This is a genomic window from Agaribacter flavus (genome assembly GCF_042646125.1).
GTDB lineage: Bacteria > Pseudomonadota > Gammaproteobacteria > Enterobacterales > Alteromonadaceae > Glaciecola > Glaciecola flavus.
The window spans coordinates 1-12,695 of record NZ_JBHRSW010000023.1 but is presented as its reverse complement, the minus strand read 5'-3'; the positions used below and the strand labels follow the sequence as shown (position 1 = coordinate 12,695).

Below are 12,695 nucleotides of genomic sequence, written 5' to 3'. Positions count from 1 at the left end.
TCAATATTAAAAACAAGCCAATTTTGAACTGCTTCCTATTGTAAAAAAGCGCCTGGTATATCTTTAGTTGGAAGTGGCGAACGCATTACTTCTTCCGGCAGATCTTGGTATACCTTTACAGGGCGCAAACTCATCTGCCCTCTATCGTCAGATAGCATGATATCGCCATAGTACTGCCAGTTTTTCCAAGGAATGGTAAATCTTGCTTCTTCTTGCTCAGCTTTAGGGTAATACTTCCACTGCGTGATCATGTTTGAATCTTTTTCAACAAATAGCTCATATTTGTTATCTGGTGTGACCCCTACCCCTTCAAAAGTCATAGTAAGTACATCAGCTAGTTTTCCTTCTGCTGTCTTGTCTTCGCGCGAGTAAGACAGTACAACACCGTCATCATGCAACTTATACGGCATAACCAACCAATAAGAATCATTCACCCAAGTGCGATATCCCCATTCCAGCTTTTCCTCAATCAAAGCTAAATCCGTGAGTGCTACCCCATCTTTCCACACTTTGCCTTTTTTAGAATGAATATTCATTAACACTAAGTGACCATCATTCGCTTCGATGCGCACATCGCCGGTATACTTGTCCCACACATGAAAATTGCGCCCAAAGAAAACCCAAGAAATGTAACGAGTATTGTTGTAGCTCTCCCTTCCGCCCATAGCCTCTACAGTCTTATCTGCGATGACTTTTGCCTTTTCATCCATGGCAGCCGCGTGAAGATTGCTGCTCACGATGCCTGTAAAACAGGTCCATATCGCTAGAAGCAATAGAAAAGGTCGATTCCTAAGTATTTTCATAAGATATCCTCAAACATAGTCTATTTGACTCTCAATGGTCTACAATGCCACATCAGACCATAAAATACACATATCTATCCCTGTTTATGCCCAAATGTTCCAAATTATCTACTTTTATCTAGGCTAAGTACTTGCTTTTTCACGGTATGACGTGCATCTTTAGGGAAATTTTGAATGATAATGTTATCGACTAAAAATGCGTCTAAAAAGAGTGTGCTGTATTTTCGTTTTTGCGATACTTGCGTGTGCTTGTGGACAGCGAGGTCCACTTTATTTACCCGAACAGGCAACAAGTAATCAAAGTCAAAACCAAGACCTACTTGAAGCCAATCGCACATCGCCACAATCTGATGCATCTAATGACGATAGCGCAGAGGTTTCTCCTTAATGGATTTTTTTAATTACAAAGACCAACAACTCTTTGCAGAAGATACTGCCGTTGCAGATATTGCCGCCGAGTATGGCACCCCATGTTATATATATTCTAGAGCCACGCTTGAGAGGCATTGGCGTGCATTTGATTCGGCAGTAAGTACCCACAAACACCTAATATGCTATGCGGTAAAAGCCAATTCAAATTTGGGTGTGTTGTCTGTCTTGGCAAAACTCGGCTCAGGCTTTGATATTGTTTCTGCAGGCGAACTTGCACGCGTTATCGCTGCCGGCGGTGATCCAGCAAAGGTAGTATTTTCTGGCGTCGGAAAAACCCCTGAAGAAATTGCCTATGCTTTAGACGTCGGCATTAAGTGCTTCAATGTAGAATCCATTCCCGAGCTTGAACGCATCAATGCCGTGGCGAAATCGCTAGATAAAAAAGCACCTATTTCATTGCGCATTAACCCAAATGTAGATGCCAAAACACATCCATATATTTCCACAGGTTTAAAAGCTAACAAATTTGGCATTGCGCACGAAGATGCCATAGCAACATACCTAAAAGCGCAAACGCTTTCACATTTAGACATAAAAGGAATGGATTGTCACATTGGTTCTCAGCTCACCGATATATCCCCTTTTGTTGACGCCTTAAACAAATTGCTTTCGCTTATTGACGAACTGGCGACATTGGGTATACACATTGACCATCTAGACGTAGGTGGTGGCTTGGGCGTTGTCTATGATGACGAAACCCCCCCACATCCCAATGAATACGCAGCGGCCATGGCAGATTGCATGAAAGGCAGGGAACACCTTACCCTCATTTTAGAACCGGGCAGAGCGATAGCCGCCAATGCAGGTATACTCGTTACTAAGGTCGAGTTCTTAAAACAAGGTGAAGAAAAAAACTTTGCCATAGTGGATGCGGCAATGAACGATTTGCTTAGACCCGCTCTCTACAGCGCATGGCAAAAAATAGAAGCGGTTTCAGTACGTGAAGGCGATACTGAAATATACGATGTTGTCGGTCCTGTTTGCGAAACTGGGGATTTCCTTGGAAAAGCCCGTAGCCTTAACATTGCTCCAAATGACTTACTTGCTGTTCGCAGTGCAGGGGCTTATGGTTTTGTGATGGCAAGCAATTACAACACTCGATGCCGCCCCCCTGAAATCATGGTCGATGGCGACAAAGCAATGCTAGTGCGCGCGCGTGAGACGGTGGAACAGTTGTTCGAAAATGAATACACCGTGGACGGGTAAGCGATGCCACAAAATAATAAAGCTCCAAAAACTGCTACTCTGCAATTTTCTAAGATGCACGGCTTAGGTAACGATTTTGTCGTCATTGATAATATTACCCAAAATGCCTATTTTTCGAAGGAGCGCATTCAACAATTATCAGATAGAAATTTTGGGATTGGCTTTGACCAAATGCTAGTCGTTGAACCGCCCTACGACCCTGAACAAGACTTTCACTATCGAATTTTTAATGCTGATGGCTCAGAAGTGTCTCAATGTGGAAATGGTGCTCGCTGCTTTGCTCGGTTTGTCAAAAATAAGGGGCTCATCAACAAGAACAAAATCACTGTCAGCACCAAAGCAGGTAAAATGATTTTGTACCTTGAGCGCGAGGGTTTAGTCACCGTTAACATGGGGCGCCCTAACTTTTCGCCTGCGGATATTCCATTTAAGGCAAATAAGAAAGAAAACACTTATATTATTCGCGACCAAGAACAAACTTTTTTCTGTGGCGTAGTGTCAATGGGAAATCCCCATTGCGTACTTGAAGTGCCGGATATCGACACTGCCGATGTTGATGGTATTGGTGCATTATTGGGACAACATGAACGTTTTCCAGAGGGCGTGAATGTTGGCTTCATGCAAATCATCAATCGCAAACAAATTAAGCTTAGAGTGTTCGAACGCGGCGCAGGTGAAACACTCGCATGTGGCAGTGGCGCATGCGCAGCCGCAGCCATTGGACAGATACAAGGCAAGCTTGATCAAGAAGTCGAAGTCGAGTTACCTGGCGGTAAATTGAAAATCAAATGGCAAGGGAGCGACGCTATGTTAAAAATGACGGGACCAGCAGAACACGTCTATGATGGGCAGATCCAGTTATGACAAACCATGCCTCCGCCGACAGACTTGACGAAACTAGCAAGCCATTGGAAGAACACGAAATAGCTGAGTATTTAGAGAAGCACCCTGATTTTTTTCTGCGACACAAGTCCTTATTAACGAGCCTAAAAATCTCGCATGAAAATCAAGGCGTAGTGTCTCTCACGCAAATCCAATTGGAGCAATACCGAGAAAAAGTCAAACACCAAAAAAAGCAACTCGAATCTTTGGTAGGCAACGCCAAGCGAAACGAAACCATTTATAAAAGTTATGCCTCTCTTAATTTTGTCTTATCTTGCGCACAAACACTGGCTCAAGTCGAATCTGCTTTGCACCAAAGCCTATGTGAAGAATTGGGCATGTTGGAAGCCAATCTTGTTTTTATCAACGACGATACAAAACAATCACTACCTGAACTACCTCAGCGCAGTTTGCTGGACAAAAAACTAGCGAATACGCCCTATTATTTTGGCCGGATTAGTCCACATGAGCAAAAGATATTGTTTAATACCGAAAACATTGGTTCGGTAGCATTGATTAAGATCATGAATGAGCAGATGGTCGTGGTATTAGCCGTTGCAAGTCCAGACGCTTCGCACTTTACACCGAGCATGGATACCAGCTTACTCGACTATCTAAAACAATATCTTGAATACCATTTACCTCGTATACTACGCAGCTAAGTCTGATTATCTATATAGCTAATGATAATGAACGAGGTATCGGTTGAAGACTTCACGGCTTATGAAGCTGTTACACGATTTTTAAAAGTACTGACTATAGAACGCCAATTATCTTCGCATACGATTGGTAACTATACACGTCAGCTACAAGCCTGCTTAACCATTATTGGCGATATTTCTTGGGCTCAGTTGAATACGCAAATGGTCAAAAAAGTCGTGCACACGAGCAAGCAACAAGGCTTATCGCCACGCAGTATTAATCTTCGTTTAAGCGTTTTTCGAAACTTTTGCCAATATCTGGTAGAAAACAACGAGCTAAGCTACAACCCAGCCAAACAAGTACATTCAGTAAAAGAAAAAAAGCCCTTACCCAAGCAGCTAAATGCCGACGAAATGGCTGTGCTACTCAATTTTGATGACGACAGCTTTTTGGGTTTACGAGACAAGGCAATGTTAGAATTAATGTACGGCTGTGGATTGCGTTTATCCGAGCTAACCCAACTAAATTTGACCGATATTTTAGATTCGGGAGACCTTAAAGTAACGGGAAAAGGAAGCAAACAGCGTATCATTCCCATCGGTAGAAAAGCAAAACTAGCACTCAGTAAATACCTAGCGCAACGCAAATTAGTCGAGCCAGTTGACGATCACAATGCGCTATTTTTATCCAAACAAAACCGGCGACTGAGCCAACGACAAGTCGCGAACAGATTAACCAAATGGGCACAATCACAAACCTTGTACCAAAAGATCAGTCCACATACATTGCGCCATTCTTTTGCGACTCACGTATTAGAAAGTAGTAAAGATCTCAGAGGCGTACAAGAATTGTTGGGGCATGCAAATTTATCCACCACCCAAGTCTATACTCATTTAAACTTTCAACATCTCGCAGAAGTCTACGACAAAGCACACCCTAGGGCAAAGAAGAAGTGATTATTCACAAACCACTACCAAAAATCAAAGCCATCAGCTTCGATTTAGACGATACTTTTTACAACAACTGGCCTTACATTCGGGCAGCTGAGCAACACCTATTACACTACATCAGTGAACACTACCCTCAGGCCGCACATTACTCTAGACAAGATTGGACGCTTTTCAAGTTAAAAGCGCTAAAAGAGCAACCAGAACTTGCTCATCACGTCAGTGCCCTCAGAGAAGTCACACTCACCAAGGCATTTGTTTTTGCTGAAATGAACGCAGACGACATCCCCAATGCGGTGAGCAAGTGTTTTGATGCATTTTACGGCAAACGAAGTGACTTTATCGTGCCCAAAGGTATTCGACGGTTGTTGCGAAGTTTGTCTAACCGCTTGCCAATCGTTGCTATTACTAATGGCAATGTCGACTGCAAAAAAATAGGTATTAGTAAGTATTTTTCACATATTTTGCTTGCTGGGAAAGACGGCAGAATGAAACCTGCCGCCGATATGTTCAACAAAGCATCGGTTCTATTGGGCATCGCACCGGACAGTATGTTGCACGTTGGTGACAACTTAGAAAAAGATATCAAAGGTGCCTCAGATGCTGGCTACAATACGGCGTGGTATGCCGCGGATCGCGAGATGAACTTGCGTGATGAGCGTGACGCCACAATCTTACCCAACGTCCAGCTCAAACATTTAAAAGAGCTAAAGCGAATCATCAAGAGCCAAGCTTAAATAATCGTGAGCTATAGTATTCCCACCTCACCCTGCGAACGCTTATTTGAAGAAAAGAAAAGTAAATTTTATGCCTATGCCGCAAAAGCCGAAAGTCGTGCTAGCGCAATAGCGGCAGTAAACACCTGCAAAATGAAATACCCAGACGCTAGGCATCATTGCTGGGCATATTTGTTAGGCTCCCCACACAAACCAATCAGTGTCGCCATGAATGACGACGGGGAACCCAGCGGTACTGCTGGCAAGCCGATGCTAAATGTTTTACAACACGGTGAGGTTGGGAATGTTGTTGTCGTAATTAGTCGCTACTTTGGCGGTATTAAACTTGGTGCAGGCGGCTTGATTCGCGCATATTCAAATGCCACCAACCTTGTGCTTAGTAGCTTAGATACACAAGTTTTAGTCGAAGCCATTGAGACGCAATGCCATGTATCTTTTGGTGATGAACAAAAAGTCAGGCACTGGCTATTACTCCATCAAGGTACCGTAATAGACGCCACATATTCGGCACACGTGTCTCTGTCTGTTCGTTTTCCAACTAGTTATGCAGAACCATACAAAAAGTTCATTACCGCTTTAACCGGTGATCAAAGCCCTTCCTAAAGCAGTATGAAAGTTATCCTGTTAATCACCGCTCTTACTCTACTCAACTTATTTTAAGGCGCGAAAAATATGTCCGATAGTACATACACTCCACCAACCGTTTGGACTTGGGATCAAGCAAGCGGCGGAAAATTTGCAAACATAAATCGTCCCATATCAGGTAGCACACACGAAAAAGCGCTTCCCCGAGGAGAACACGACTTTCAGTTGTATTCGTTAGCTACTCCCAATGGTGTGAAAGTCACGATTATGCTCGAAGAATTACTCTCCCTTGGCATCAATGAAGCAGAATATGATGCTTGGCTAATCGATATATCTGAAGGTGATCAATTTAGTTCCGGCTTTGTAGAAGCCAATCCCAATTCAAAGATCCCTGCGCTCTTTGACTATAGTACTGGCCACAAGCAACGCGTATTTGAATCTGGCAGCATACTCGTTTACCTAGCAGAAAAATTTGGTGTGCTCCTCCCCTCATCGGGAGACAAACGCACCGAAACCCTAAACTGGTTATTTTGGCAAATGGGCAGTGCGCCATTTTTGGGTGGTGGATTTGGTCACTTCTATCATTATGCACCCGAGCGATTTGAATACCCCATTAACCGCTACACAATGGAAGTAAAACGTCAGTTGGATGTATTGGACAAACAACTCAGTCAACATGAGTTTATAGCCGGTGACACATTCAGTATTGCAGATATTGCCATTTGGCCGTGGTACGGCGTATTGGCGCAAGGCAAACTGTATGAAGCAGGTGAGTTTTTACAAGTGCAAGACTACACCCACTTACAACGTTGGACAAAACAACTTGCCGCGCGTCCCAGTGTACAAAGAGGAAGAATTGTTAACCGCTCGTGGGGGGAAGAGAGCGAGCAACTGCCTGAACGCCACAGCGCTGAAGACTTCGAAGGTAAAATCTAGGTTCTGTTAGCCATATTGATTTTGCTTCTCAAGTTGTGAAGATTTTTATTCTGAGTAAAGGTTATTTAACCTGAACTCGGGATAAGCAATTCTGTAAACTCTTGAATTTATTTTTCTTTCGTTTAATCCACTATCCAGTAGTGACCTAAAGCTCGATATCAAGGCGCTCAAGTGAAGGAATAACGAGTTATTTTAAGCTTGAGTAACGCAGAGATCGGGATTTAGGGCGCTGCTGGACGGAGTTGCTTATCCCGAGTTCAGGTTATTTAGCTTTATCTTGAAGTACATTTTGCTCCATTGAATCGCAAGGCATTTTGCAATCAGGCTTACCGACTACTTTTGCGGGTACACCTACCACAGTCACACCGCATTTTACGTTGTTTAATACAACGCTGCCTGCGCCAACTTTAGAGCCTTTTCCAATTTCAATATTGCCAAGAATTTTTGCACCTGATCCAATCATCACACCTTCACGGATCTTTGGATGACGATCACCTTGTTCATTCCCTGTTCCGCCCAAGGTAACGTTTTGAAGAATAGATACATTGTCTTCCACCACTGCAGTTTCACCAATTACAATGCCGGTAGCGTGATCAAGCATGACGCCCTGCCCAATCTTTGCCGCTGGGTGAATATCGACAGAAAACACTTCCGAATTACGACTTTGCATGAACAAAGCCAACTCTTTGCGCCCGTTTTGCCATAAATAATGAGCAAGACGATGTACTTGGAGAGATTGATACCCTTTAAAGTGAGTCAATACCGGTAAAAAAGTCGAGACGGCGGGATCACGTGCGACCACAGCTTGCACATCATAAATCGCAGCTTCAACCATCGCGGGATTCAACAAATACGCTTCATTAAAGATTTCCCCTACCGCCATGGCAGGCATCACATCGTCACTGACTTTGTTCGATAGTATAAAGCTTAAGGATGTCTCAAAGTTGTGATGTCCATAAACGCAAGAATGTATGTAGCTAGCTAGCAGCGGTTCGCGTTCAGAGACCTCTTTGGCCTCGGACTTTAACGCCTTCCAAAACTCATCACTGGCGAGCACTTGATTTTTTGCAGGATGATGTGACATGACACTGACCCCATTTGACACTGATGGCGCTAAGTCTAATAAAAATATAGACCGTGTCAAATATCCATGCTGTACAAATACACAGCTTTTTTACTACGAATTTGTTATAGTGCACTAAAAACAACACAACAAAAATAAAGATGGACGTATCTAGACTTTTAGATCAAATGAACGATAAGCAACGCGAAGCCGTAGCCGCTCCCCAAAGTGACATGCTGGTTTTAGCAGGTGCAGGCAGTGGCAAAACTCGCGTATTAGTGCACCGTATTGCTTGGTTGATGGAAGTTGAAAACATTTCGCCATATAGCATCCTAGCGGTGACCTTTACGAATAAGGCAGCAAAAGAAATGCGAGGACGCGTAGAGGCACTCTCTGGCGGCGCATTAAATGCGATGTGGATAGGCACTTTCCACGGACTGGCCCATCGTTTATTGCGCTTGCATTACGAAGAGGCCAGCCTCCCTCAAAATTTCACTATCATCGATTCTGATGATCAATACCGCCTGATAAAGCGTCTGTTACGCGCAATGAACCTAGACGAAAAACATTGGCCTCCTAAACAAATACAGTGGTTCATTAATGGCAATAAAGACGAAGGTTTACGTGCGCAACATGTTGTTACCAACAACGATCCTAACCAACAAAAAATGAAAGAGATTTATGCCGCGTATGAGGAAACCTGCCAACGTTCAGGCTTGGTTGATTTTGCCGAATTACTGCTTCGTTGCTATGAAACCATTCGCGACAACGACGAATTACAAGAACATTATCAGCAGCGTTTCCGCGCGATTTTGGTAGACGAGTTTCAAGATACGAATAACATCCAGTATGCTTGGTTAAAACTCCTCAAAAGCGCCAAAAACAGTATGATGATTGTAGGCGATGACGATCAGAGTATTTACGGTTGGCGAGGCGCAAATGTTGCCAATATTTCTAAGTTTCTAAAAGACTACCATGGCGCAGCAACCATAAGGCTTGAACAAAACTATCGCTCTACAAGTACCATCCTGAATGCAGCTAATGCCGTCATTGCCTACAATAGCGGACGTTTAGGAAAAGATCTGTGGACCGAAGGCCAAGCAGGCAATAAAATCGCCCTCTATGCAGGGTTTAATGAACTCGACGAAGCGCGTTTTATTGTGTCTCGTATTAAGCAGTTTTTTGAAGACGGCCACGCCCTGAAGGACACAGCCATACTATACCGCAACAACGCACAATCGCGCGTGCTCGAAGAAGCTCTCATTCATGAAGGCCTACCCTATCGAATCTATGGTGGATTGCGCTTTTTCGAGCGCCAGGAAATCAAAGACGCGCTCAGTTACATGCGTTTGGTGAACAATGTAATTGACGACGCGGCTTTTGAACGGGTAGTAAATACACCTGCAAGAGGCTTAGGCGACAAAACACTCAGTAATATTCGTTTATTTGCTCGGGAAAACAATTATTCTATGTGGCAAGCCAGTGAAACCATGGTCAACGAGAAAAGACTGACTGGCCGAGCATCCAATGCCCTAAAGAGCTTTATCGACTTAATCAATGGTATTACTGAGCGAACATCTGTGCTTAGCTTAGAACAACAAGCCGATGCTGTGATCAAATCCAGTGGCTTATATGCCATGTATCAAGCAGAGAAAGGCGACAAAGCGCAAGCTCGGGTAGAAAACCTGCAAGAACTCGTCACTGCTTGCAAACAATTTGAGATACCTGATGAAGCAGAGGACATGACGCCTTTATCAGCATTTTTAGCTCATGCTTCACTAGAAGCCGGAGAAGGGCAAGCTCAAGCGGATCAAGACGCCGTGCAAATGATGACGATACATACTGCGAAAGGCTTAGAGTTTCCTTTGGTTGTAATGGCGGGAGTAGAAGAAGGTATGTTTCCCAGTACAATCAGCAATGAAGAGCCTGGGCGTATTGAAGAAGAGCGCCGCTTAGCCTATGTGGGCATGACCCGAGCGATGCAACAACTGATTATCACTTACGCCGAAACCCGACGATTGTATGGTCAAGATAAATACCATACGGCTTCTCGCTTTATCCGAGAAATTCCCTCGGAATACCTCGAAGAAATCCGTTTACGTTCACAAGTTAGCCAGCCCGTTTTCAACCGCTTTGATAGCGCCGCTTCGCATGAAACCTTTACAGACAGTGGTTTTACACTCGGGCAACGCGTATCACACAAAAAGTTTGGTGAAGGCACAGTGCTCAATTATGAAGGCGCGAATGAACACGCAAGGGTACAAGTAAACTTTGATGATTTTGGCACAAAATGGCTAATGTTAGCCTATGCCAAGTTATCACAGTGTTAGTCAGAACCTCGTAGCCATTGCGAATTGAGCGATAGCACACAAGGAGCTAGGTGAGGGGATTGAATAACAAAGGCGCTTTGAACCCCATCCATGGGTGCTCCACAAAGGCATCCATGCCTTTGAGGCTTTGTTATTCAATCCCCTCACCTAGCTCCTTGTATGCTATCCCCCAAAACACAACTAACTACTTTTTGGGCGCGAGTTTGTCTACTTCTTCAATTTCAGTAACGACGCGTTGAGTGACTTTTACTCGTCCGGACTTTACCAATGCTTGTCGCAAGACATATTCAATTTGCGCGTTTAAACTTCTTAAATCATCATCCGCCCAGCGTTGCATAGCAGACAATACTTGTTCATTGATACGCAAGGGGTACGCTTTTTTACTCATTAAATACTGTTACTCGCACTACTAACACTGAAATGACAATCAACCAAACAGAAAACACTAATATATCGAACCAGTATTAACAACGGGCTGCGTGCTTTTTTCTGCACATAATACAACCAGCAAGTTACTCACCATCGTTGCTTTGCGCTCTTCATCCAGTTCCACAATTTCTTTTTCAGACAAACGTTTTAGTGCCATATCAACCATACCCACCGCCCCTTCAACAATGCGATTTCGAGCTGCAATAATCGCCGAGGCTTGTTGGCGCTGTAACATGGCGCTGGCAATTTCTTGTGCGTAGGCCAAATGACTGATCCTAGCTTCTAGCACGGTAATACCCGCTTTCCCCAAGCGCTCTTGTATTTCTTTCCGTAAGTTTTCTGCAATTTCACTGGGATGACTGCGTAGCGCAATTTCAGCCTCGGCATCATCTCGAGGATCATAGGGGTAGATACTCGCCAAGTTTCTAAGCGCAGCTTCACTTTGGATAGTGACATAGCTCTCGTAATCATCTACTTCATAGACAGCCTCAGCGGTGTCTGTCACTGACCACACAACGATTGCTGCAATCTCAATAGGATTACCTTGATTGTCATTGACCTTGATTTTTGCACTTTCAAAGTTTCGCACTCTTAGAGATACAGACTTACGTAAAAAGAAAGGAATAGTCCAACGCAGGCCATGCCTTTTCTCCGTTCCTACATAACTGCCAAAGAGAGAAAGTACTTTGCCCTGATTGGGCTGAACCATGAAAAAGCCTGCGAATGAGGCTAAAACCAGAATCGTCAAGATAACCACTGTTAGCCCAACCACAGCAGAAGCGTGAGAAATCATCGCTAACTGCGAAATAAGCCCGACAACAACCAGCATAACAACCAATACTACATAGCCATTTAAGGAAAACCCTTGTTTTTCAGCAATCATAAGAAACCTTTAAAGTGATATCATATTGATATCACTTTAATATCAATTGATCGAAAATGCAAATAAAAACGCAGACCCTAGTGTATTATTGCAAGTTCACGACTAAAGCTACGCCAGTCGTGATCATAATATTTTTCCATTACCGAATCTAAGGTTCCCGCCTCTTTTAAGCGAATCAGTGCTTTCCTCAATGGAAGTAGCTTGTCAATGTGCTTAGACTTTTTAGACAAATGCAACCACTGCTCCTTATAGTCAATTACCAGTCTTTTGCTAAAGTCCACGTACTGCATGCCTTCATGCATACTGAGCTGATAACGCAACACAAGAGAACTACCTGCCACTGCATCAATTCGCCCTCGCTTTTTTGTTTTTAAAAATGTCCGTTTGAGAGTGACGTCGTCCCACTTTTCACTATGAGGCCAGTCAGTTATCCCCATTTGAGCGGCTTTCGCGGTATAACGAGATACGGCTGACGCTGATATGGATAAACTGGCGGCAATTTGCCGATGAGTCAGTTGCTGACCATATTTAAGTCTTAATATGTCTTTTAATTTTTTCATTGTAATAGGTATGGTTACTCTCGTTTGTTCAAAACGACAGAGTAACGATTCATCAAACCTATTGACTAGAAAGTGAGCAAATCAATAACATCGATGCAGATCGCTGAATAACATACCTACAAACGCCACCGACCAGAGCATACATTACTGTATCAATTGGTTGAGCGCCACTATCCAGCATTTAAGGAGATGCTGTCACAGCAAGGTAAATCGCTGCCATATCATGTTGAAAAGGAATTTGATGAATTTCTCAAGTGTGG

The 12,695-nt window shown here is 43.6% G+C and carries 13 protein-coding genes and 1 pseudogene; 9 read left to right on the top strand and 5 right to left on the bottom strand.

What is annotated here, in order from left to right:
* Positions 1–35 precede the first annotated feature (35 nt).
* A complete protein-coding gene (locus ACFOHL_RS12530; RefSeq protein ID WP_376920580.1) occupies positions 36–803 on the bottom strand; it encodes a hypothetical protein in 768 nt (255 codons plus the stop codon).
* Positions 804–999: 196 nt separating this feature from the next.
* Between ACFOHL_RS12530 and lptM the strand changes: the two genes are divergently transcribed.
* The 8 genes from lptM to yghU all read left to right on the top strand — a co-directional run bounded on the left by lptM (position 1,000) and on the right by yghU (position 7,170).
* On the top strand, positions 1,000–1,191 hold the full coding sequence (gene lptM, locus ACFOHL_RS17560) for an LPS translocon maturation chaperone LptM (RefSeq protein WP_449189029.1): 192 nt from the start codon (positions 1,000–1,002) through the stop codon (positions 1,189–1,191).
* Entirely contained in the window at positions 1,191–2,441 is a 1,251-nt protein-coding gene (gene lysA, locus ACFOHL_RS12520) for a diaminopimelate decarboxylase (RefSeq protein WP_376920578.1), read from the top strand. The genes lptM and lysA overlap by 1 nt, the downstream gene beginning before the upstream one ends.
* A 3-nt stretch (positions 2,442–2,444) precedes the next feature.
* Positions 2,445–3,305 (top strand): diaminopimelate epimerase, encoded by an 861-nt coding sequence (gene dapF / locus ACFOHL_RS12515; RefSeq protein ID WP_376920577.1) that lies wholly within the window; start codon positions 2,445–2,447, stop codon positions 3,303–3,305.
* Positions 3,302–3,985, top strand: a complete 684-nt coding sequence (locus ACFOHL_RS12510; protein WP_376920576.1) for a DUF484 family protein — start codon at positions 3,302–3,304, stop codon at positions 3,983–3,985. The genes dapF and ACFOHL_RS12510 overlap by 4 nt, the downstream gene beginning before the upstream one ends.
* 27 nt (positions 3,986–4,012) lie before the next feature.
* Entirely contained in the window at positions 4,013–4,921 is a 909-nt protein-coding gene (locus tag ACFOHL_RS12505) for a tyrosine recombinase XerC (RefSeq protein WP_376920575.1), read from the top strand.
* On the top strand, positions 4,918–5,649 hold the full coding sequence (locus ACFOHL_RS12500; protein WP_376920574.1) for an HAD-IA family hydrolase: 732 nt from the start codon (positions 4,918–4,920) through the stop codon (positions 5,647–5,649). Before ACFOHL_RS12505 ends, ACFOHL_RS12500 begins: the two co-directional genes overlap by 4 nt.
* 6 nt (positions 5,650–5,655) lie before the next feature.
* A complete protein-coding gene (locus ACFOHL_RS12495; protein WP_376920573.1) occupies positions 5,656–6,252 on the top strand; it encodes an IMPACT family protein in 597 nt (198 codons plus the stop codon).
* Between the two features lie 69 nt (positions 6,253–6,321).
* Positions 6,322–7,170: a glutathione-dependent disulfide-bond oxidoreductase gene (gene yghU / locus ACFOHL_RS12490; RefSeq protein ID WP_376920572.1), complete on the top strand. Its 849-nt coding sequence runs from the start codon at positions 6,322–6,324 to the stop codon at positions 7,168–7,170.
* Positions 7,171–7,432: 262 nt separating this feature from the next.
* Here the strand turns inward: yghU and cysE are convergent, their stop codons facing one another.
* Positions 7,433–8,254: a serine O-acetyltransferase gene (cysE, locus tag ACFOHL_RS12485; protein ID WP_376920571.1), complete on the bottom strand. Its 822-nt coding sequence runs from the start codon at positions 8,252–8,254 to the stop codon at positions 7,433–7,435.
* 140 nt (positions 8,255–8,394) lie between these two features.
* Between cysE and uvrD the strand changes: the two genes are divergently transcribed.
* A complete protein-coding gene (gene uvrD, locus ACFOHL_RS12480) occupies positions 8,395–10,563 on the top strand; it encodes a DNA helicase II (protein ID WP_376920570.1) in 2,169 nt (722 codons plus the stop codon).
* Positions 10,564–10,747: 184 nt separating this feature from the next.
* Here uvrD and ACFOHL_RS12475 read toward each other — a convergent pair whose 3' ends face one another.
* The 3 genes and pseudogenes from ACFOHL_RS12475 to ACFOHL_RS12465 all read right to left on the bottom strand — a co-directional run.
* The gene (locus ACFOHL_RS12475) at positions 10,748–10,951 is read right to left on the bottom strand and encodes a hypothetical protein (RefSeq protein WP_376920569.1); all 204 of its coding nucleotides are present in this window, start codon (positions 10,949–10,951) and stop codon (positions 10,748–10,750) included.
* Between the two features lie 57 nt (positions 10,952–11,008).
* Positions 11,009–11,875 (bottom strand): SPFH domain-containing protein, encoded by an 867-nt coding sequence (locus tag ACFOHL_RS12470; protein WP_376920568.1) that lies wholly within the window; start codon positions 11,873–11,875, stop codon positions 11,009–11,011.
* 362 nt (positions 11,876–12,237) lie between these two features.
* Positions 12,238–12,435, bottom strand: a pseudogene (locus tag ACFOHL_RS12465) (sigma factor-like helix-turn-helix DNA-binding protein); the annotation flags it as partial.
* Positions 12,436–12,695 lie beyond the last annotated feature (260 nt).